This window comes from bacterium (assembly GCA_018830565.1).
GTDB lineage: Bacteria > UBA9089 > JAHJRX01 > JAHJRX01 > JAHJRX01 > JAHJRX01.
On the sequence record JAHJRX010000043.1, the window covers coordinates 1 to 22,732 of the forward strand.

Here is a 22,732-nt window from a genome sequence, read left to right on the forward strand (position 1 = left end):
AAGAAAGGTGCATATTCTTCCATTGGATCACCCTTGGAGGAAGTTTAAAATAAACCCATATAAAAGATCATTTTTATCTAATACAAAATAGGACATTTCTATTTAACGGAAAACAGGACATTTTCATTTTGCTGTTACATTGATGATAGTTTTTCTTGATAGAATAAATAATATGTTTTATAATCTCTTTAAAAGATAAACTTATTTGTCCTCAAATTAATTTGCTCTATGTCAAATTTTCATTTATAATCTCTTTAGTAGCGATTAACTAAAATATAAAAATAGGTATCTGTATAAATAAAGACATGAATGAAAGAAAAAGAATTTTAATAGTAGATGATAATATCCACCTTTTAAAAAATATAAAGGATATTTTAAAAGTCGAAGGTTATGAAATTGTGGCGGTAGAAAAAGGCCACTTGGCTGTGGAAAAAGTAGAGCAACTAAACTTCGATGTAGCCTTAATAGATGTGATGCTTCCCGATATGGATGGATTAAAGGCTGTTGAGGAGATTAAAGAGATAGATAATGATATCTCTATTGTTATTATGTCAGGCCATATCGACACCAGAATTTCCATAGAAGCCATGAAATTAGGTTGCCATATAGTTCCTAAACCAATAGATCCCCATCAATTAAGAATGATTGTCAAAAGCGCCATAAGAGAAAAGATATTGGTCGTTGAAAATAAGATTACTACAGAATATCTAAAAGAACAAAAAAGAACCTTAGAAGTAATCTTAGAACTAAGTAACCAACTTCACTATGTTGATAATTTAAAAGAATTAGGCGATATATTAGTAGAAAAATTATCTCTAATCTTAAAAGCTAATATCGTCTCGATGATGCTTGTGAATAACAAAAAGAAACAATTACATATTTTAGCCGCTAAGGGCTTAGATCAAGAAATTATAAATAATTATTGTGGAAAGATAGGGGAAGGAGTAGCTGGTTGGGTAGCAAAAAAGAAAGAATTAACCTTGGTCCCTGATGTAGAACACTTTCCTTACTTCCAAAAAGAGAATGACTTTAAATACCTATCTAAGTCATTTATTAGCGCCCCCATCTTATATAAAAGTAGTTTATTAGGGGTAATTAATGTTTCTGGTCGAGTAGAAGTTTTTACGGCTACTGATGCCAAATTTGTCTCTTTAATTACTAATTTAGCCTCACTCTCTGTTAAGAATATAGAGCTTATCACTTATATCTCAGAAACAAAGGAAACAGATTTCTTAACTAACCTTTTCAATGAATTTTACTTTAAAAGGTGTTTAAATAGTGAAATCAAAAGGGCTTATCGCTATGAATCTTCTTTTTCTTTGGTTGGATTTAACATTGATAATTTTGAAGAATATGAAAAAACCCATGGAAAGTTAGCCAGTGAAATTTTAATTAAGATAATAGCGGGTGTAGTTAAAGGCAATACTCGAGATGTTGATGTTGTTTCTATGGGTAGAGAAAATGATATTTTTGTGATTTTACCTCAAACCGAAAAAGACCGAGCTTTTTTCTTTGCCGAAAAGATTAGAGAGAAAGTCCAAAATATAAATTTTAGTCAAGAAGGTATTTCTTCGGCAACTATTAGTGCTGGAGTAACAAGCTTTTCAAAAGAGACAAAGAATGAAGAAGAGATGATTAACCAATGCCTCAAGGCATTAGCTCAAGCTAAAAAAGATGGCGGGAATAATACTTATCTTCTTAAATGAAGATTAATCATAAAGTAAGAAGAAATTTTAAACCAAGAGAAACTTTTATCTCTTATGAGGATTTAATTAACGAACCTATCTCTTGGCCTAAGACAACCTTTTTAATATTGCCTTCTTGTAATAAATTAAAGACTAGAATGGGTATATTGTTTTCTTTACATAAAGAAATAGCGGTAGCATCCATCACTTTTAGTTCTTTATTCAAAACCTCATTATAAGTTAATTCCTTATATTTAACTGCATTTCTATGATTTATTGGATCTTCGCTGTAGACTCCATCTACTTTGGTAGCTTTTAAAATAACTTCTGCCCCTATTTCAATGGCTCTTAAAGCAGAGGCCGTATCGGTAGAAAAATGTGTACTTCCAGTGCCGCTAACAAATATGACTATTCTTCCTTTTTCTAAATGACGCATAGCCCTTCTTCTTATGTAAGGCTCAGTGCAACTTTCTATCTTTAGGGCAGATAAAACACGCGTCGGTATTTTTTCTCTTTCTAAACTGTTTTGTAAAGCCAAGCCATTAATAATAGTTGCTATCATGCCCATATAATCAGCGGTAGCACGATCCAGTCCATATATAGAAAACTTTGATCCTCTAAAGATGTTACCTCCGCCAATACATATGCTTATTTCGACCCCCAAATCTCTTACTTCTTTTATCTGCTTGGCCACAGAAACCAACATTTTAGGATCCAAGCCATATTCTTGGTCACCCTGGAGAGCTTCTCCACTAAGTTTTAATAAGAGTCTTTTATATTTAACCTCCACTTATTCTTCCCCGATCTTAAATCGAGCAAATCTTCGAATGGTAATATTTTCTCCTAATTTAGCAATAAAAGAATTAATGTAATCACTGATTGTTATTTCAGGATCTTTAATATAAGGTTGTTCTAATAAACAGATCTGCTTTAAAAATTTCTCCATCTTGCCTTCCACAATCTTTTCTATTACTTGGGGCGGCTTATTTTCATTCTGAGCTTGTTTTTGATAAATCTCTCTTTCTTGCTCTAAGGCTTCTAAAGTAACTTGGTCTCTCTTTACAAACAAAGGAGAAGAAGCAGCAACCTGCATCGCTATATTATTAGCCATTTCATTAAAAAGAGTATTCTTAGCTACAAAATCTGTTTCGCAATTTACTTCTACTAACACTCCTAATTTATTATTCAAGTGAATATAAGAAAAGATACAACCTTCTCTTGTTTCTCGACTAACTTTTTTTTTGGCTAAAACTAAGCCTTGTTCTCTTAAATATTTAATAGCTTTTTCTAGCTCACCATGGCATTTTAATAGAGCGTTCTTACATTCCATCATCCCAGCATTAGTAATCTCTCTAAGTTCTTTAACTAAGGAAGCCTTAATCTCCATGATTAACCCTCTTCCCTCTTAATTTTTCTTGACCCTTATCACCTTCTTTTAGAAACATATCTTCGGTTAATTCTTGGTAATCTTTTAACTTTAAAGCTTTTTCCTTCTCCATTTCTTTCGACAATCTTTCTTCTTCTTTTGCTTTCTCTTCATTATAAAGTCTTTTTCCTTCCAAGACTGCATCGGCCATAACTTTAGTAATTAAACCTACCGCTCTAACCGCATCATCATTTCCAGGAATACAATAATCTACTTCGTCTGGATCGCCATTGCTATCAACAATAGCTACGACAGGAATATTTAACTTCCTTGCTTCTAAAACAGCAATTCTTTCTTTAGGTGTATCAACGATATAGACCATATCTGGAAACTTATTCATATCTTTAATTCCACAGAGAATTTTATGAAGTTTCTCCTTTTCTTCTTTTAGCTTTAAGGTTTCCTTTTTAGGTAAATACTTTAACCTTCCCTCTGTTTCCATTTTTTCAAGTTCTTTTAAACGAGACACCCTTTTTTTAATAGTCTCAAAATTAGTCAGCATTCCTCCCAACCATCTTTGATTGACATAGTACATCTCGCAACGTTTAGCTTCATTAGCAATAGCTTCTATAGCTTGTTTTTTAGTTCCCACAAATAATATTGTGCCCCCTTGGGCTACCTTTTCTTTTACAACATTATAGGCATTTTTTAAACCTCTCATTGCTTTTTGAAGATCAATAATATGAATATCATTTCTTTGCGTAAATATATAAGGAGCCATTTTAGGATTCCACCTTTGAGTTTGATGTCCAAAATGAACTCCTGCTTCTAATAGATTTTTAATTGAAACGTTAGCCATAAATTAATTCTTCCTCCCAAAAACAAAGACTAAATACAAAATTTTATTAAAGTATTTATGTATCATAATAATCTTTAATTAGCAAGAAAAATATTCCTAATATTCTTTAAACTATTCTTTCCAAGTGTTTTAAAAAGATCTTCTCTCATCACTAAGTAAAAACAACCAACCACGGTAAGAAAGATAATTAAGGGATATTTAATGATATTCTTGATCATTTTTTCCTCCTAAAATATATAATTTAGCTACTTAGGATTATAGTTAATTCCATAAATCTTTACCTAACTATAAGGCAAAACTCTAAAAAACACTAAGCCCTAAACAAATTCAATCATCACAAATGCTTGCTTAATTGATCATAAACTGCCTTGGCCATTCCAAAATCTTTACCTGAGGACATACTCTTGGCATATTCTTGATCTAACATCTCCTGAAATACATCTTCAGCCATACCTCCATAACATAAATTTTCTTTACCTACCGTAGCTCTCATTGTTTTAATCATTTGATTTACAAAGATAGATTCAAACTCCTTAGAAAGTTCTTTTAATTTTTTTTTCTTTTTCTCTCCGTCTAAAGGAGTTACCTTTTCTAAGTTTAGTTTTTCTATTCTTTCTAAAAAGTCATTATTTTGAACACTCTTTGTATTACCTAAGTAAGTATTGCTCTTTAAAAATGAGCTATCAAGAACCAAAGTTACCTTATCCATTTAATCTCCCTATCTTATTATAAATATTACCTATTACAAATATTATCTACTTACATAAAATATCTACTTACATAATAATTATCTCCGCATGTAAAGCTCCAGCTGCTTTAATAGCCTGAAGAATAGCAATAATATCTCGAGGCATAGTCCCCACTGCATTTAAAGCTCTGACTAAATTTTCTACACTAGCACTAGCCGGCATAATTGACAAGCGATCTTCTTTTTCCTGAATCTTAATCGTAGCTTTAGTAGGAGAAGTAGTTGCCGTAGGCAATGCTCCAGGCTTTTCTGCTTCTGCTTCTTCAGTAATAGTAACACTCAGAGATCCATGAGAAACTGCTACTTGAGAAATCCTAACATTACTTCCTATCACTACTGTTCCTGTCCGTTCATTAATGACTACCTTGGCTTCTATGTCTGGAATTAAGGTTAAGTTCTCAATTTCTGAGATTAAATTTACCACCTCATCCTTATATTCATTTAAGATCCTTACTTCTATTAAGGAAGGATCTATGGCTTTAGCTATCTTGACGTTAAGTTTCTCATTAATAGCTTTGACTACTCTTTTAGCGGTGGTAAAATCAGATGAATTTAAGACAAAAGAAACTTTTTCTTTATCGACAAAACAAGAAGTAAATTCTTTTTCAATGATTGCTCCTTGTGGCACTATAGCTACCGTAGAATGATTTTTTTGACCTTTAGTTCCGCCAGTCTTAATATTAGAACCACCTAAAGAAACTGCTCCTTGAGCTACAGCATAGACATTTTTATCTGCAGCTAAAAGAGGAGTTTGAAGTAATATTCCTCCTTGTAAAGTAGAAGCATCGCCTAAGGAAGAAATGGTGATGTTAATTTTATCTCCTATTCGAGCAAAAGGAGGTAAGGTGGCTGTAGCTATTACAGCAGCCACATTGGATACTGTCATTTGACTTTTATCTACCGTAATCCCCAGATGATGAAGCATATTAGCTATAGATTGAGTAGTAAAAAAGGTCTTATTGCTATCGCCAGTCCCTTCTAATCCCACTACTAACCCATAACCCGTAATTTGATTCTCTTTTATTCCGGAGAGATGAGCAATATCTTTAATTCTTACTGTAGGAAGCTCTGCAGCTGCGGAAATATCTACTGAAATAATCAAAGAAAAGAAAATTAAAAAAACTATTTTTCCCATATGAAAACTCCAAAAAGAAAGATTAAAATATAAAATTTACAGCTTTAGTTAAAAGACGAGTAATAAATCCAGGTCTTTCTTCATCGCTAAGTTTTAAGCTACCTCGATACTTAATATCAGTATTATGAATAAAAGTAGAAATAATAGTATTATCAGGAGAAATATCTTCTTCTCTAATGATTCCACTAATTGTAATCTCTTCTTCTTCTGCATTTACCTTTATCTTCTTACTTCCACTAATTACTAAATTTCCATCTGGTAAGACTCTTACTACCACTGCTGAAACTTTTCCTTCTATCTTTCCTACCCGATTAGTAGCTGCTCCTCCTTTGTAACTAGACTTAGCCTTAGCTCCAAAAGTAGGTAATAAGCTCAAAAGATTATCTATTCCTTTTCCTTTGACTTCAGGTCCGCCATCCAACTTTAAATCTTTTGCTCTGTTAGTAGCCGTTTTGTGAGTGGCTGCCGTGGCTTCAGAAATAATTACCGTAACAATATCCCCTTCTTCTCTAGCTTTATGGTCAACATAGTAAAAGCTAGCTTTTTCTGTCCAAAGAGAATTAGCCTGACCACAAGCTACCATACCTAATAAAATAATGATAATAAAGGGAATAATAGCTAAATATAAGATCTCTTTATCCAATAGCTTCCTCCTTACTCTATAATGACTATATTTTTTTCTATAACTTTAGCTAATACTTCTTTCTTTGAAGAAATATTCCGAACTTTAATTAATTCTTCCAGCTTTCCATCCTCTCGGGCTAAGCCTTTGGTCTTAATTAAGATATTATCCATCTTAGATAAAATCTCTACTTCTTCGCCTCTTTTTACCAAAGGAAGAACTTCTATCCATCTTTCGCATAAAGCTTTGCCTTCATCCACCCTTTGAGTTAATCTTTTATTTAAAGCTAAATCTAAATCTCTTGCCACATCATAAGATAAAAAAGTGGTCTCTCTTAGCGCCAGCCTAATATCAGCCTGATCAAGGATATGACCCAGTTTTAAATTCTTGTTAGCAACCACTACCTTAGAGAATCTTCTGATCTTTACTCCAATCTTAATTACTTTATACTTGGCGCCAGAAACATCAATTCTTACCGGAACATAAATATTTCCCACCAAATGAGTAGGCCTACCATTAAATCCTACATAAATTTTTACTTCTCCATTAGGAAGCTTTATCTTTTTTGGGATTTGATAAAATTCTATCTTGATCTCTTCCTGATTGTCCTCCATGCATTCGATAAGATAATCTCGTATCTTTTTCTTTAGCTCATCTAAGTCCAATGTTTGATAACTCCTCATCACTAAAACCTTTTCTGTTCCTTTAAGTTTTATATCACTTGGGGACTTTTGGGAAGCTAATCTCATCTTGATATAACCTTGTTTATAAACTTTACTCTTTCCTAAGAGTGGACTTCTTCCAATGTAAAGCTTTTTTAAATGATCAGAGGTTTCCGGATAAATATCGGCAATATCCTCTAAGAATATTTCAGAAGAAGAAACTACGACTTTTTCTTTCAAGACTACTTCTACGGCTTGAGTAGAAATAGTAACCAAATTTATTAAACAAATGATTAGAAAATAGTATTTAATTTTCATCTTATCTCTTTAAGGATGAGGCAATGCCTAACATGGTGTCAGAGGTAGTAATAGATTTTGAGTTAATTTCATAAGCTCTTTGGGCAATAATCATCTTTACCATTTCCGCAATCACATTCACATTAGATGACTCTACGTAAGCTTGCCTAACCTCTCCTAAGCCTTCTAAGCCTGCTTCTCCTATGACCGGTGATCCTGAAGCAGCCGTCTCTTTCGCAATATTTCTACCTACACAATTTAAGCCAGCTGGATTTACAAATCTAGCTAATTCAATTTTTCCTACTTCACTAGGATCTGTTTGTCCAGCTAACATTACGGAAACAGTACCATTAGGAGCAATAGTAGTCTGGACAGCATCAGTCGGAATAGTAATTTCTGGTTGAAGAATATAGCCATCAGAAGTAACTAGTCTTCCATCTCCAGATATCTTAAAAGAGCCATCTCTGGTATAGCCGGTGCTACCATCAGGTAATAAAATTTGAAAAAAACCATCTCCTTCGATAGCGATATCATAAACATTTCCTGTTTCTTGCAAAGAACCTTGAACATACATTCGTTGAGTCGACACAGGGATGGTACCTAATCCCACTTGAATTCCCGTAGGAATTGGAGATCCCTCCGCTACCGGTGACCCAGCAGCTCGAAGTGTTTCGTAAAGAAGATCTTGAAAGTCAACTCGACTTCTCTTGAAACCAGAGGTATTGACATTAGCTAAATTATTAGAAATCACATCCATGTTCATTTGCTGGGCTACCATCCCAGAAGATCCAGTTAACAAAGAACGCATCATGATGGTTTTCCTCCTTACTATTCTTTTTGGAAATTATAACTCTGAAAATGAAGAAACTCGCATTCCCATTGCTTTTTTGGAAAATAGTTATCTTAAAAATGGAAATTTAAGTTAATAAAGACTATGCTTACGCTCCTAACATAATTAAATTTCCTAAAGTAGAATCACAACTTTGAATTACTTTAGCATTTAATTCATAAAGTCGAGAGGCTTTAATCATTCCCACCATCTCTTTAATTGCCTCTACATTAGATTTCTCTAAAAAACCTTGCCTGATCTTCATCCCGGCGATCATTAATTCTGGCTTTCCCGAAACTTCGCTCTCTTTGAATAAGTTATTACCCATCTTGACTAAGCCACGTTTATTAGGAAAATCTACAATTTTTAAGGTATCTACTTCTTCTAAGGAAGATCCATCTTTTTTATGAGGGTCAGTATTTCTCATTATCTTTCCACTTTCTAACACCAAAAAATTATCTTTTTCTACTTTTATAGGAAGATTATTTTCGCTTAAGACTAAATCTCCTTTTGAAGTAGCAAGATAACCTTCTATATCTCTTACCAAGCTTCCATTTCGAGTATAATAAATCTTGTTATCAGCGGTCTTAACCATAAAGAAGCCATCTCCTTCAACGGCTAAATCAAATTCATTTTGAGTATTTTCCAAGCTACCTTGTTCAAATATAGTAGCTATTTCATTTATTTCCACCCCCGTTCCCGTATAGCCAACGGTAGGTCTTTTATCTCTCGTTCCTCCTCCCATGGTCTGGGTTACTTCATCATTAATCCGTTTGGTAAGGATCATGGGAAAAGATTGAGATATCATTACATCCTTTTTAAATCCAACGGTATCTATATTAGCTAAGTTATTAGAGATCGTATCATTATGAATTTCTGCAGCCATCATGCCAATAGCTCCAGTATATATTCCCCGCCGCATCCTTACTCCTTTATCCTTTCTATCCGAGCCTTTAATCTTCTAAGTTTTTCTTCAATCCTTTCATAGCCTCGATCTAAATGATAAACTCGAGAAATAGTAGTTTCTCCTTTAGCTACTAAGCCAGCTAATACCAAAGACGCACTTGCTCTAAGATCAGTAGCTACTACCTTAGCTCCATATAAATTAGAAACTCCTTTTACCATCGCTAAATTTCCTTTGACCACAATATCTGCACCCATTCTATTTAATTCATTCACATGCATAAATCTATTCTCAAAAACATTTTCTATAAAACAGCTTACTCCTCTTGTCGTAGCCATTAAAGCCATCATTTGAGCTTGCATATCAGTAGGAAAGCTAGGGTAAGGGGCAGTCTCGATCCAATTAATACTTTTAAGTTTATCTTCCACCTTTACTCTTATCTTTCCTTCTTCTTTGGTTACTTTTACTCCTGCTTCTTGTAGTTTGTCAATCAAAGAAGTTAAATGATCTATATTAGCCCCTTTAATAAGAAGATCTCCTTTGGTAATAGCGGTGGCCATGATAAAAGTTCCTGCTTCAATTCTATCTGGGATAATAGCATAATTACACCCTCTTAACTCAAAAACTCCTTCTATTTCTATAATTTTAGTTCCTGCCCCTTCGATCTTAGCTCCCATGAGGTTTAAAAAATTAGCTAAATCTACAATTTCTGGCTCACAAGCCGCATTGTTTATTAATGTCTTTCCAGAAGCTAAAGTAGCAGCCATCATAATATTTTCTGTGGCGCCCACACTAGGAAAGTCTAAATATATTTCACTACCTACTAATCTTTTAGCTTTAAGTTTTACATATCCTTCACTTAATTTTATCTTAGCTCCTAATTTTTCTAAACCTTTTAAGTGTAAATCAATGGGCCTAGAGCCGATAGCACATCCTCCAGGAAATGAGACACAAACATTACCCATTCTGCCTAAAATAGGTCCCATCACTAAGACTGAAGCTCTCATAGTTTTTACTAACTCATAAGGAGCTTCTATATTCTTATACTCACTATTATCAATAACTACCTGAGATTTATTCACTTCTATTTTAGATCCAAGATTTCTTAGGACCGCAATCATCGTCGTAATGTCTCTAAGAAGAGTAGGTACATTTTCTATGACAAATTTATCCTTAGTTAGTAAGGTAGCACATAAGATAGGCAAGCTGGCATTTTTAGAACCACTTATTTCAACTTCCCCTTTTAACCTTCTTCCTCCTAAAATTCTTATCTCATCCAAATTAAAACTCTCATCTCCAAATTAAAACACTTTGTCTCTTAAAACAAAATAGACCATGGAATTTAATTGCCATCCATGGTCTTAATAAGATATTCGACATAAATTCTTTTTTTCTTTAATAAAGAATCTTAGGTAATTGGTAATCAGGTATGTAGGTTACTATTCCCCGATTACCAACTTAATAGCTGGTGTCTGGCTGGTGTCCGAACGATTATCTTTTTTGAACCTCTAATATTCGATCTATCTTGGCATAATCTTTAATTATTTTAAGATTATGCCAGTCTTTATATTGACTACAAATTTTCTTTAGTATTTCAGCTTGATTTATTCCTAATTCTAAATATAAATATCCTCCTTTTTTTAAATAAGTTAAGGACTCCTTAATCAAAAAGAGATGATAATCTATCCCGTCTTTACCTCCATCCAAACTATCCAGAGGTTCGTAATCTTTTACTTCGGATGATAAATTATTAATTTCATGAGAAGGAATGTAAGGAGGATTAGAAACTATGACCTCAATTTCTTCTTTTAAATTTAATTCTTTTAAAGGATCTAATAAATTACCCTTTAAAAAGCAGATTTTTTCTTTAACTTTTAAATTCTGAGCATTTTCAGAGGCAATATTTAATATTTCCTCTGAAATATCAATGGCATAAATATAACTATTTAAATTCTTAGCTAAGGTAACAGCAATACTGCCACTTCCAGTGCCTATATCAACCATTTGATAGCACTTTTTTTCATCTAAACTATTTAATTTCTCAATTATCCTTTCTACTAATAATTCTGTTTCTGGTCGAGGAATTAAGACTTTTGGGGTAACTTTAAAATCATAGCCATAAAATTCTTTTCGGCCTACGATATAAGCAATAGGCTCATAAAAAGAACGCCTCTTAACCAACTGGTGGTAAGAGGCTAATTCATTCTTACTTAAAGGCTGATCATAACTTAAATATATCTTAAGTCTTGAGTACCCTAAAACTTCTGATAATAATACTTCTGCTTCAAGCCGCGAACTCTTAATTCCTTTTTCTTTAAAGTAGTTAGTCGTCCAATTTAAAGCTTCAATTATTGACCATTCCTTCATCTCAACTTGCTTTTTTAAGCATTTTCTCTTTTTCGTTTAAAATTAAAGCTTCAATTAGTTCTTCTAACTCTCCCTCCATGATATTAGGTAACTTATGTAAAGTAAGATTAATTCGATGATCAGTAACTCTACTTTGAGGATAATTATAAGTCCGAATCCGTTCACTTCGATCACCGCTGCCTATCATCTCTTTACGTTCTTTAGCCATCTCTTGTTGTTGTTTTAATCTGGCTTGTTCTAATAATCTTGCTTTTAAAACCCTCATCGCTTTAGCTTTATTTTTATGTTGAGACTTTTCATCTTGGCAGGTAACTATTAATCCAGTAGACAAATGAGTAAGGCGAACGGCTGAATCAGTAGTATTTACACTTTGACCTCCAGGTCCGCTAGAGCGATAAACATCCACTCTTACCTCATTAGGGTCAATTGTAATCTCTACTTCTTCTGGCTCTACCAAGACAGCTACTGTAACGGTAGAAGTATGAATCCTGCCACAAGATTCAGTAACTGGAACTCTTTGCACTCTATGAACTCCACTTTCAAGGCGAAGCTTGGAGCAAACTTTTTTACCTTTTAAACTAAGAGCTACTTCTTTAAAGCCATTTACTCCGGTAGGATGAACATACATCAGTTCCTTTTTCCACCCTTGATTATCAGCATACTTACTATACATTCGTAATAAATCTGCCACAAAGAGAGAAGATTCATCCCCTCCTGTACCAGCTCTAATCTCCATAATTACATCCTTATTTTCTTCCTCGTCTTTGGGAAGAATAGCTTGCTTTAATCTTTCTTCTAAATTCTTCTCTTTCTTCTTTAAGGTTAAAGTTTCTTCTTCCGCCATCTGTTTAAATTCTAGATCTTTTTCGTTTTGAGTTATCTCATTTAATTCTTTTAGTTGTTCCACTGTCTCCTTATATTCCTGATATAATAAAGCAATCGGTTCTAATTCAGCTACTCTTTTAGCTAACTCTTGATATCTCTCTTGATGAGCTATTACTTCTAGTTTGCTCATTTCTATCATTAAACTATCATATTCTTCTTTTATCCCTTTTAATCTTTCTATCATAACTTTCTTCCATTGATAAAAATCAAACTTAAGTAGATCAGAATTTTTAGCCTTAAAACACCTTTATATTAAATGTTAAATGGTTCACCACAAGATAATTTACCTTCAGGGCAATATTTTATACCCTCAATACATTTAGGTCCTGCTTTTTCAAAAATAGTAGGAGCAATATTTTTGATTTGTTTTAACATCTCACCAGCTAAATTTTGTATCTCCCATTGGGCTCTATGGCAACATCTAAGCTCAAAAAAATGTAGGAGCGACCGAGCATTCATCGTTACTATAATCTTAGTGGTTATAGCGTTAGGCAAGAGATAACGAGCATCTTCCGTCTCTACCTTTTTTTCTATTAAGTAACGATAAATCTGATGTGATTGTTCCATTACAGAAATAAAAGCTTTTTTTAATTCTTCATTCTCTTTAATCTTAGGGGGGATAATGTATTCTAAGTGCTCGTGCTTTACATATCTTTGACTTTGCTGAGAATAAGAAGCTATTCGATGTCTTACTAATTGATGACTGGCGGCCCTTGATATTCCTTCTACCCCAAAAGTAAAAGAAACATGCTCAAAGGGAGAAATATGACCACTTTGATAAAGCTTTTGGATAAACTCTTTGATTTCGCTTTTACTGGCCTTTTCCTTTAACTGACTAATTTGAATAGAAGAATAACATAACTTAGCAGCTATCGCTACAGCTTTTTCAGGATTAGGTGTATAGTTTAAAAGCTCAACAAACATAAGGCAAACTAAATATAAATTATTCTCTTTCTTATCCTTGTTTTTGGTAACGAGTTCTAAACTTCTCTACTCTTCCTGCTGTATCTACTAACTTTTGCTTACCGGTAAAAAATGGGTGGCAATTAGAGCAGATCTCTACTTTAATTTGGGGTAAGGTAGATTTAGTGGGATAAGTAGCTCCACAACTACACTTAATTTCTATTTCGTAAGACTTAGGATGGATATCTTTCTTCATAATTCTTAACCTCGCCTCTTTATAGTAGTTATTAACGAAAACTAGACATAGGAAATAATACCGAGCAATAAAAGATAAACTTGCTTGCCCTCAAATTAATTTGCTCTAGGTCAAATTTTCATTAATAAGTGCTATAAAGATAAGATCATAAACTTTAATAAAGTAAGGCTATTATATCACAACATCGCGGAGAATCAAGTAAAATAAATTATAGGCAAAATTTTATCTAAGATATTATCTAAGATATTGGGCAGGATTTTTAATAGTTCCATGTTTATGGATTTCAAAGTGAAGATGGGGACCAGTAGAAATACCAGAACTTCCTGACAGGGCAATACCTTGCCCTTTTTCGACATAATCCCCTTTCTTAACTAAATTTCTTGAATTATGAGCATATCTAGTCACATAACCCTTATCATGTACAAGCTCTATCATTTTTCCATAGCCAAAAAACCAACCACTATAAACTACTCTCCCCGACATGGCAGCTTTGATCTTGGTACCATATGGAGTACTAAAATCAACTCCTTTATGGGCAATAATTCTCCCAAAGATAGGATGCAAACGAAATCCAAATCCTGAAACAATTTTTCCTACCACTGGCCTTATAAAACCAAAAGGTAATTCCTTAAGACGGTCTTTAAAGGGTTTATTAAGAGATTTAAAGGAACGTTCAAGGATGGCCCCAGGAAGAAAGATAGCTTCCCCCGCTCTTATTTTATATGGATTAAAGATATAATTTGCTCTTAAGATGGTGGGAATAGATAAATTATACTTTTTAGAAACAGCCCATAAGGATTCTCCCTTTCTTAATTTATGTAAAATTCCTTTTTTGTTAGGTATTTTTAGTAATTGTCCTTTAGAAAGAACATTTCTATCTAAATTATTAAAAGAAATAATCGTACTAGGGTCAATTCCATACTTTTTCGAAATAGTCCATAAATTTTCTTTTCTTCTTACCCGGTGAAGAGTGATAAATAAATTGGCATTATTCAATAAATATTTAGCATCTTTACCAGCATATTGAACTGCTTTAAGCTGGTCAAGCTCCCTATTAACTAAATTTACAGCTTGATGAGGCTCTTCTTCTATTAAATCAACAATTAATAAATCTTGTTCATTAAGATTTTTTAATTTACTTACCTGGATAAAATCTCCTGTTTTTTTCCATTGCGTAAAAAATGGAGACAAAGAAAATATATTTATAGAGACAAAGATATGAATTAATACCCAGACAAGGTTACCTTTATAGGTATTTTTTTTAGAAAAACCATTTTTCCAGGCAAACTTCCTGACCTTTCTCATAAATACTAACTCGGAAAAAGCACCTTTATTCTTTAGCATAATTTTAACTCTTTAACCTTTATTCATGGAAGCAAAAAACTCTTTATTGCTAGAAGTATTCTTTATCTTCTCAATTAATAACTCCATATTTTCTACCGAACTTAAAGGGGTAAGTAAATTACGAAGAATCCACATTTTATTTAACTCTTCTTTGGTAAGCAAAAGTTCTTCTTTTCTCGTACCAGAACGAGCAATATTAATAGCTGGAAACAATCTTCTATCAGATAAGTTACGTTCTAAATGAAGCTCCATATTGCCGGTGCCTTTAAATTCTTCAAATATTACTTCATCCATTCTGCTTCCTGTCTCAATAAGAGCAGTAGCTAAAATAGTTAAACTTCCTCCTTTTTCAATATTACGGGCAGCTCCTAAAAATCTTTTCGGCCTATGGAGGGCATTAGAATCTACTCCTCCCGATAAAATTTTTCCACTAGTTGGAACTACTTGGTTATAAGCCCGAGCTAATCGAGTAATACTATCTAATAATATCACGACATCAAACTTATGCTCTACTAATCTCTTAGCTTTTTCAATAACTACCTCAGCTACTTTTACATGACTTTCCGCTGGTTCGTCAAAAGTAGAGCTAACAACTTCACCTTTTACCGATCGCTTCATATCTGTTACTTCTTCAGGTCTTTCATCAATAAGAAGAACAATAATCTTGATTTCTGGATGATTAACGCTAACACTGTTAGCAATTTCCTGCAACAAAACAGTCTTCCCTGTCCTAGGAGGAGCTACGATTAAACCACGTTGACCTTTTCCAATAGGAGTAATGATATCCATAATCCGCATAGAAATTTCATCACCCTCCCTCTCTAATTTTATCCTTTCACAAGGATAAAGAGGAGTGAGGTTATCAAATAAGATACGTTTATTAGCCATTTCAGGATCTTCATAGTTTACTGTTTCTACTTTAAGTAAGGCAAAAAATCTCTCACTTTCCTTAGGAGAACGAATTTGACCTGAAACAGTATCCCCGGTTTGAAGATCAAACTTCCTTATTTGAGAAGGCGAAACATAAACATCATCTTGCCCGGGCAAATAATTATAGAGAGAAGATCTCAAAAATCCATAACCATCAGGTAACACATCTAAAGTACCTTCTGAAAAGATCAATCCATTCTTCTCGGTATGTTTTTTAAAAATAGCAAAGATTAAGTCTTGCTTCTTCATTCCTCTAACTCCAGAAATATTTAAATCTGCGATTAATTCATATAATTCCGGAATAGTCTTACTTTGGATTTCTTTAAGATGCATATATTTTGTTCTCCCTCATTATAGTAGTTATTAACGAAAATTAGACATAAGAAATAATACCAAGCAATAAAAGATAAACTTGTTTGCCCTCAAATTAATTTGCTCTATGTCAAATTTCATTAATAAGTGCTATAGATTTGATTTGCAAACATTTAGGTAGCAGCTTTATGTTTCTAAAATTTTGTCCTTATAAAGCAAATAAGTAGCTTTTTCTATTAACTCTCTTTTACTCCTTCCATCTTCAGGAAAAGAAGAAAAACCAAAACTAACCTTGATATTTAAACTTTCTTTAAAATAATTTAGATCTTGCTTCAATCGATGAACGAATAATACGACTTCCTTCTTATCCATATTAGGAAACACCATAGTCAATTCTTTTAATTTGCTTTTCCCGATTATATCTGCACTACGAGCCCTCCGAGTTAATAATTCAATTATCTTTTTTAAATCTTCTTCTTGGTTACTTTCGCTAAGATCTAAGATAACTAAAGAAAGAGATTTTTTGCAAAGACGAGCTTTTTTTATTTCCTCATTAAACACTTCCTCTAAACTCTCCTTAGCTAATATTTTAAGATCTAACTCATTATGAGAAGAAACCACCTACTTTTCCCTCCCTTCTGAGTATTACTTAAAAATAAAGCTTAGTTAAGCTATTTTTAATATGTCATAATATCATTAGATGTCAGATGTAGCTTTTTAATTTTAGACTGCAAAGTCCCTCGGGATACCTTTAATAAACTAGCACTAGCGCTGATATTGCCTTCTGTCTTTTTTAAAGCCATAGAAATAGCCTCTTTCTCTGCCCTTTTAACTATCTCTTCTAAAGAAAGAATCTCCTTGTCAAGAATCTCTTTACTGGCACTCTGATCTAAATCTCCACCAGAAAGTTCTCTTAGCAAAAATATCTTTCCTAAAATCTGGTCTTTATCCCAGACCAAAGCATAACTACAATTATATTTCTTCTCATTTAACTGAACTAAAGCCTCTCTTAGACTTGACCTCTCCCGGATCTTTCTTTTAAATCTTCTATCCTTACCTGAAATTTTAGATAATGGGGGAAATAACTCTGAAATCTTTTTCTCGTGAAATTCTAATTTTTTAAAGAGAGACTTTTTGGCTAAATCATTAATTAAAACTATCTTTTCTTCTAAATCAGTAATGATAGAAATCACCGGAAGATTATCAAAGACCTTTCTCCATTTAATAGCAGAAAAATCTACCGGATAATCTAATGATAAAAGTATCTCTTGGATAGTCCAAAAATCTACTAAATTTCCTTCCTCATCAATGATAGGAACCTCTTTAAGATCTTTGTAATTTGAGGCTAACTTCAAAAGATCTAAATCTTGGGGAAGATTAATACTGATCATATTCTTTATTACAAACTCCCTGAGAGGCTTTTCTAAACTTTTCAGAGAAGAGGAAGCAGTAATAAAATCTTCTTTCTTTATTATGCCTATTAATCTCTTATTTTTACCTATTACTGGAAGAGAACAAAGACCATGCCCATAAAAATATTTAAGAAGATCTCTAACTTTTAACACTTCTTGATCTTTTAAAGGCAAATTTGGCATTATGGAAGATTTAGCATCATAGAAAATAAAAATTTGGTTACTAATTTACATCTTAGCTGGAGCTTGAATAGCCAATATCTTAAAAACACTTCTCATAGCAAGCATAATTGCCTTGCATAAGCAGAGCCGGGCTAAAGTAAGTTCACTATCTTCAGAAATTACTCTATGTTTAGCATAATAGCTATGAAACATAGCAGCCAGATCAATTAAGTAGTTAGTTAAATGATGTGGTTCTAAGTTATTGGTAATATTAAATATTTCATCTGGCAAGATACTTAGTTTAAAGATCATACCTAATTCTTCGGGAAGAAGTAAAAGACTTAAATTAACCTTTGAGACTAAGTATTCCCGAATATTCTTTTCTTCTGCTTGTTGAAGAATGCTACATATACGAGCATGGGCATACTGAACATAGTAAACAGGATTATCATCTGATTTCTTTTTAGCTAATTCTAAGTCAAAGTCTAACTGAGCATCGCTATTCCGCATTAAAAAGAAAAATCTAGCTGCATCTGTGCCTACTTCATTTATTACTTCTTCTAAAGTTACATATTCACCAGATCTTGTGGACATAGAAACTTGACGACCATCCCGCACCAAATTTACTAATTGATATAATAAATACCTCAACATCCCTGGTTTATACCCAATTAAAGAACAGGCAGACTCTATCCTTGGTACATATCCATGATGATCAGCTCCTATGATATTTATCATCCTCTCATATCCTCTTAAAAGCTTATCTTTATGATAAGCTATATCTCCTGCAAAGTAAGTAAATACCTGATTTTCTCTAACTAAAACTCGATCCTTATCATCGTTAAAAGCACTACTCTTAAACCAAACCGCCCCATCTTTTTCATAAGTATAACCTTTTTCTTTTAAAAGACTGATACACTCATTCACCTCACCTGATTCATAAAGAGTATTTTCGCTGAAAAAACGATTAAATTTTACCCGAAAAGAAAAAAGTACTTTTATAATATCATCTAATATTTCTCTAATCGCAAATCTAGAAAAAAAATCAACTCCCCAGTCTTTATACCTAATGCCTCCTTTTTTTACTAATTTTTCAGCTAATTCTTTAATATACTCCCCTTTATAACCATCTACCGGAGGTTCTATAGAATCACCTAAAAACTTTTTATAAGCAACTTCGAGACATCTCCCTAATAATTCAGCTTGTTTTCCTACATTGTTAATATAATATTCTTTTTCCACCAAATATCCAGTCGCCTCAAAGACATTAGCTAAAACATCACCAATTACCGCTCCTCTTCCGTGACCTACATGTAAAGGACCAGTAGGATTAGCGCTGACATATTCTATTAATACTTTCTTATCTTTTCCAAGACTACTAAAACCATATTCTTCACCTGCTTCTTCAATGCATCCTAATGTTTTGCCCAAACGATCTTTACTAATAAATATGTTAACAAAACCTCTTCCTGCTACCTCAGTTTTTTCAATCACCTCTTTATCTTTTATATTTTCTACAATAATCTTAGCGATCTTAACCACATCTTCCCCTATGCTTTTAGCTAAAATAAAAGCTATATTAGAAGAAAGATTTCCATGAGAACTAATCTTAGGGGTTTCTATAATTATTTCAGGCAATTTACATTCAGGAAGCTTTTGCTCTTTTATAGCTCTCAAGAGAGCTTCCTTGATAATTTTTCTAACTTCTTCTTTAAGAAACATAATTTCAACCCTTAATTTAATGAAGATTTTATAAAATAATTATCCTGACGGAAGAAAACTTGAAGATTTTTCTGGTTATGCTTAAACAAATCAGGATAGCCATAAGTGCTATAAGATTTAAAAACTTAGAATAACCTTAATGCTTAATAATTCTTGATTGGCATTTTTAATTTTGGGGTACTTGCGAAGTAGGTCATTTGATTCTTGATTTAATCTTTAGTCTATCGTCTGATCTCGACAATCTTGGGTCTGTTTAAATTTTCGTAACCCAATCTTTGTTAAGCATAATGGTAAATGTTCAATGATAAACATTCAATGATAAATGTTCAAGTATTAGCTTTCCAGATAGCAGTTTTATTAGAGATAAGTCCATTAAGGCAAGAAAGGATTTTTGCCAAACAAACTACTCCCTGATTTTGTTAGCTTTAGCTAACGGCTGAATGTTTACGGATAATGTTAATAATTATCTCTCTTCTATAAACTTATCTATGACTTTTTTGACGGTATTAATAGGAATAGCAAACCCAATACCTTGAGCTTGGGCTACAATAGCTGTATTTATACCTATAACTTCTCCTAACTCATTGACTAAAGGCCCGCCGCTATTTCCTGGATTAATAGAAGCATCAGTTTGGATCAGACCTTTGTAAATTCGACCAAAACTTTTCACTCCTGGCAATTCTCTTCCTTTAGCGCTAATCACTCCTACCGTGACCGTATGATTTAATCCAAATGGATTCCCCACCGCGATAGCCCATTCTCCTACTACTAACTGATCAGAATTACCTAAGATAGCACAAGGAAGATCTAAAGATTTTATCTTTAAAAGAGCTACGTCTTCATCGACATTAGATCCTACTATTTTAGCAGGAAAACTTCTTCCGTCAAGCAATTTAATTTCTATACCCAAAGCACCCCTAACAACATGCTCATTAGTAACGATATAACCATCTTTACTAATAATTATACCTGAACCTAAAGAAGTTTGTTCAAACTCTCGGACAGAAAATTCTTCAAAAGAATCTCTAAAAAAATCTCTAAAGAATTGATCATGAAAATCAAAGAAAGGATCTTTAATCCTAACTTGTCGTTTAATACCAATATTTACTACTGCTTTATTTGCTTTTTCTATAGCGCTTACTAAATTACCTTGAAATACAGGGGGTTTGTATTGTATCTGATTTGTGTCTACTTGGGGAAATCTTTGTTCAATTAATAAGGTTGAGGATAATAATTTTTTCTTTACTTTATCGAAGGCTAGGTGAGATGCCCAATAATAACTTACTATAATTCCTACTAATATACCTCCGATAAAATAAGATAATCTATATTCCTTCTTCATCTTTAAAGTATATTTTAAAGATTTTAAAGATTAATGTCAACTAAAAATATCTCTCGGTGTAGTAATTTCTCATCTTATATTAATAACGTTTAATATAGCACTTATTAATGAAAATTTGACATAGAGCAAATTAATTGAGTGCCAACGAGTTTATCTTTTATTGCTCGGTATTATTTCCTATGTCTAGTTTTCGTTAATAAGTGCTATATATTCCTCTTGCCGAGAAGTATTCGTAGAATAATAAATATTAACAAAGAAATAAAAATTAAGATTACTCCTACTGGCTGAGCATAAGAAAGACCATAAGATTGAAATCTTTCAAATAACAACACAGGAGCCACCATCGGATGATAAGCGATAATTAATACGGCTCCAAACTCACTAATTCCTCTGGCCCACATCATCATCATTCCAGAAATAATACTCCTTTTAGCCAAAGGCAAAGAAACAGTGGAAAAAGCATAAAATCCATTCGCCCCTAAAGTCCGAGCTGCTTTTTCTAATTTTACATCAACGGCTTGAAAACCTTCTTTAGCAGCATTAATTAAAAAAGGCAAACTCACAAAAGACATGGCTATTATTATCCCAGAGAGGTTACCAATAAATTCTAGACCCAAAGAAGCAAATATCTTGCCAACTATAGAATTTCGATGAAAAGCCATTAAGAGAGCAATTCCAGCGGCTGTATGAGGAATGACTACAGGAAGATCAATGATTCCTTCAATAATTTCTTTACCTTTAAAATCATAACGAGCTAAACAATAAGCTAATGGAATGCCAAAAATAAAAGCCAATAAAGTAGAGATTAAACCGGCATACATAGTTAATAAGATGCTCTGGTTAACTACATGGTCATTTAAGGTTTCCCATAGTATTTTAGGATTAGTAGTTATTACTATCTTTATCAAAGGAAAGAGAATAAAAAAGATAATAATGCTACCTAAAAAGAAGAATAATATCTTTAACTGGTTAAGGTTTCTTATCCTCTTCATCTTTGTTGGAAACTAGATTAAGATGTCTTAATTCTTTAGGAAGATATTTTAAATTATTAACAATGGCTGGCGTTATCGGCGATTGACCAGATTTTAGGAACACTTTCTCACCTTCTTTACTTAATAAATAACTAATAAATTTATAAGCCAAGTCTTTGTTGGGGGCATTTCTAGGAATGGTGAGGGCATAGATAATAGGTTCGCCAAAAACCTTGGTGTAAGTTCCTGGCTTCTGACCAGAAATCTTTAAAGAAGCTTTTTTATAGTCTTCTTTTAGTCTTATCTTTTCTAAATTTATCTCATCTGGTAATTTTACAAAAGAAAGACGATGTTGTTTGGCTATCGAAGAATAGCTAAAGACATAATCTAACTCTCCTATTTCTACTAAGGCAATTAAATCTGTTTCTTTAGGTCTTATATTCTTAGAAGGACAATTTTGAGATAATTTTTTATATAAACCAGGTAATTGATAATACCTTTCGGCTAATTGCCAAACAAATAAGCTTCTATATCCACAAGGATCTAAGTTAGGATCAGAATGTCCATAATTAACTCCTTTTCTAAGCAAAATTTTATACCAGTTATTAGAATTAATCTCCTTGGCATACTTACTATTCTCTGAATACATAATGACCATTTGATTACTAGCCCAGCATAAATACCAGTTAGTATCCTTAGGCATTAAGATATCGATAATGACTCGATAATCAGAGACAGCCACTATATCAGCTTCCTTGTCTAATTCGCTAACACTACGAGCCGCAAGCCTACTTCCCAGTGATTCTCTTAGGACATCAACGTCAGGATACGCTTTCTCAAATTGCTCTTCTAATGTTTTAAATGGCCCAGCAAGACTTCCGGCGTGAAAGATGATTAAATTAGCCTTATCAAGATCTTTTGCTTGCCCAGTCTTTAAGTCTCCTGATAATAAGAAGACGATGACCATTAAAGCACTTATTAATGAAAATTTGACATAGAGCAAATTAATTTAACTCCAA

24 protein-coding genes are annotated in these 22,732 nt (G+C 33.0%); 1 reads left to right on the forward strand and 23 read right to left on the reverse strand.

Annotation, left to right across the window (positions count from 1 at the left end; all coding sequences use genetic code 11):
• Positions 1-305: 305 nt before the first annotated feature.
• Positions 306-1,706, forward strand: coding sequence for a response regulator (locus KJ849_03235; GenBank protein ID MBU2599574.1), 1,401 nt, complete (start codon positions 306-308; stop codon positions 1,704-1,706).
• 52 nt (positions 1,707-1,758) lie between these two features.
• Here KJ849_03235 and pyrH read toward each other — a convergent pair whose 3' ends face one another.
• From pyrH to wtpA, 23 genes are all read right to left on the reverse strand, one after another.
• On the reverse strand, positions 1,759-2,475 hold the full coding sequence (gene pyrH / locus KJ849_03240) for a UMP kinase (GenBank protein MBU2599575.1): 717 nt from the start codon (positions 2,473-2,475) through the stop codon (positions 1,759-1,761).
• Complete coding sequence (tsf, locus tag KJ849_03245) at positions 2,476-3,072, reverse strand: translation elongation factor Ts (GenBank protein ID MBU2599576.1); 597 nt, start codon at positions 3,070-3,072, stop codon at positions 2,476-2,478.
• Positions 3,062-3,910: a 30S ribosomal protein S2 gene (rpsB, locus tag KJ849_03250; protein MBU2599577.1), complete on the reverse strand. Its 849-nt coding sequence runs from the start codon at positions 3,908-3,910 to the stop codon at positions 3,062-3,064. The genes tsf and rpsB overlap by 11 nt, the downstream gene beginning before the upstream one ends.
• A gap of 74 nt (positions 3,911-3,984) precedes the next feature.
• Positions 3,985-4,128: a hypothetical protein gene (locus KJ849_03255; protein ID MBU2599578.1), complete on the reverse strand. Its 144-nt coding sequence runs from the start codon at positions 4,126-4,128 to the stop codon at positions 3,985-3,987.
• A 116-nt stretch (positions 4,129-4,244) separates the two neighbouring features.
• Positions 4,245-4,619: a rod-binding protein gene (locus tag KJ849_03260; GenBank protein MBU2599579.1), complete on the reverse strand. Its 375-nt coding sequence runs from the start codon at positions 4,617-4,619 to the stop codon at positions 4,245-4,247.
• A 67-nt stretch (positions 4,620-4,686) separates the two neighbouring features.
• Positions 4,687-5,793 (reverse strand): flagellar basal body P-ring protein FlgI, encoded by a 1,107-nt coding sequence (locus tag KJ849_03265; protein ID MBU2599580.1) that lies wholly within the window; start codon positions 5,791-5,793, stop codon positions 4,687-4,689.
• 22 nt (positions 5,794-5,815) lie between these two features.
• Positions 5,816-6,436: a flagellar basal body L-ring protein FlgH gene (locus KJ849_03270; GenBank protein MBU2599581.1), complete on the reverse strand. Its 621-nt coding sequence runs from the start codon at positions 6,434-6,436 to the stop codon at positions 5,816-5,818.
• An 11-nt stretch (positions 6,437-6,447) separates the two neighbouring features.
• Entirely contained in the window at positions 6,448-7,395 is a 948-nt protein-coding gene (flgA, locus tag KJ849_03275; protein MBU2599582.1) for a flagellar basal body P-ring formation chaperone FlgA, read from the reverse strand.
• A gap of 1 nt (position 7,396) precedes the next feature.
• A complete protein-coding gene (gene flgG, locus KJ849_03280; protein ID MBU2599583.1) occupies positions 7,397-8,185 on the reverse strand; it encodes a flagellar basal-body rod protein FlgG in 789 nt (262 codons plus the stop codon).
• Between the two features lie 127 nt (positions 8,186-8,312).
• A complete protein-coding gene (locus tag KJ849_03285) occupies positions 8,313-9,125 on the reverse strand; it encodes a flagellar hook-basal body protein (GenBank protein ID MBU2599584.1) in 813 nt (270 codons plus the stop codon).
• A gap of 2 nt (positions 9,126-9,127) precedes the next feature.
• Positions 9,128-10,387, reverse strand: a complete 1,260-nt coding sequence (murA, locus tag KJ849_03290) for a UDP-N-acetylglucosamine 1-carboxyvinyltransferase (GenBank protein ID MBU2599585.1) — start codon at positions 10,385-10,387, stop codon at positions 9,128-9,130.
• 211 nt (positions 10,388-10,598) lie between these two features.
• Positions 10,599-11,474 carry a peptide chain release factor N(5)-glutamine methyltransferase gene (gene prmC / locus KJ849_03295; protein MBU2599586.1) on the reverse strand — a complete coding sequence of 292 codons (876 nt, stop codon included), beginning with the start codon at positions 11,472-11,474 and terminating at the stop codon, positions 10,599-10,601.
• A gap of 1 nt (position 11,475) precedes the next feature.
• Positions 11,476-12,543 (reverse strand): peptide chain release factor 1, encoded by a 1,068-nt coding sequence (prfA, locus tag KJ849_03300; GenBank protein MBU2599587.1) that lies wholly within the window; start codon positions 12,541-12,543, stop codon positions 11,476-11,478.
• Positions 12,544-12,611: 68 nt separating this feature from the next.
• The gene (gene thyX, locus KJ849_03305; GenBank protein MBU2599588.1) at positions 12,612-13,283 is read right to left on the reverse strand and encodes an FAD-dependent thymidylate synthase; all 672 of its coding nucleotides are present in this window, start codon (positions 13,281-13,283) and stop codon (positions 12,612-12,614) included.
• 31 nt (positions 13,284-13,314) lie between these two features.
• A complete protein-coding gene (rpmE, locus tag KJ849_03310; protein ID MBU2599589.1) occupies positions 13,315-13,518 on the reverse strand; it encodes a 50S ribosomal protein L31 in 204 nt (67 codons plus the stop codon).
• A 234-nt stretch (positions 13,519-13,752) separates the two neighbouring features.
• Complete coding sequence (locus tag KJ849_03315) at positions 13,753-14,862, reverse strand: M23 family metallopeptidase (GenBank protein MBU2599590.1); 1,110 nt, start codon at positions 14,860-14,862, stop codon at positions 13,753-13,755.
• A 12-nt stretch (positions 14,863-14,874) separates the two neighbouring features.
• Complete coding sequence (gene rho / locus KJ849_03320; protein ID MBU2599591.1) at positions 14,875-16,125, reverse strand: transcription termination factor Rho; 1,251 nt, start codon at positions 16,123-16,125, stop codon at positions 14,875-14,877.
• Between the two features lie 165 nt (positions 16,126-16,290).
• Positions 16,291-16,725: a diguanylate cyclase gene (locus KJ849_03325; protein ID MBU2599592.1), complete on the reverse strand. Its 435-nt coding sequence runs from the start codon at positions 16,723-16,725 to the stop codon at positions 16,291-16,293.
• A gap of 56 nt (positions 16,726-16,781) precedes the next feature.
• Positions 16,782-17,699 (reverse strand): CBS domain-containing protein, encoded by a 918-nt coding sequence (locus KJ849_03330; protein MBU2599593.1) that lies wholly within the window; start codon positions 17,697-17,699, stop codon positions 16,782-16,784.
• A gap of 45 nt (positions 17,700-17,744) precedes the next feature.
• Positions 17,745-19,400, reverse strand: coding sequence for an arginine--tRNA ligase (locus tag KJ849_03335; protein MBU2599594.1), 1,656 nt, complete (start codon positions 19,398-19,400; stop codon positions 17,745-17,747).
• A gap of 463 nt (positions 19,401-19,863) precedes the next feature.
• Positions 19,864-20,742 (reverse strand): trypsin-like peptidase domain-containing protein, encoded by an 879-nt coding sequence (locus tag KJ849_03340; GenBank protein ID MBU2599595.1) that lies wholly within the window; start codon positions 20,740-20,742, stop codon positions 19,864-19,866.
• Positions 20,743-20,945: 203 nt separating this feature from the next.
• The gene (locus KJ849_03345; GenBank protein ID MBU2599596.1) at positions 20,946-21,734 is read right to left on the reverse strand and encodes an ABC transporter permease; all 789 of its coding nucleotides are present in this window, start codon (positions 21,732-21,734) and stop codon (positions 20,946-20,948) included.
• Entirely contained in the window at positions 21,712-22,680 is a 969-nt protein-coding gene (wtpA, locus tag KJ849_03350; protein MBU2599597.1) for a tungstate ABC transporter substrate-binding protein WtpA, read from the reverse strand. Before wtpA ends, KJ849_03345 begins: the two co-directional genes overlap by 23 nt.
• Between the last annotated feature and the right edge of the window lie 52 nt (positions 22,681-22,732).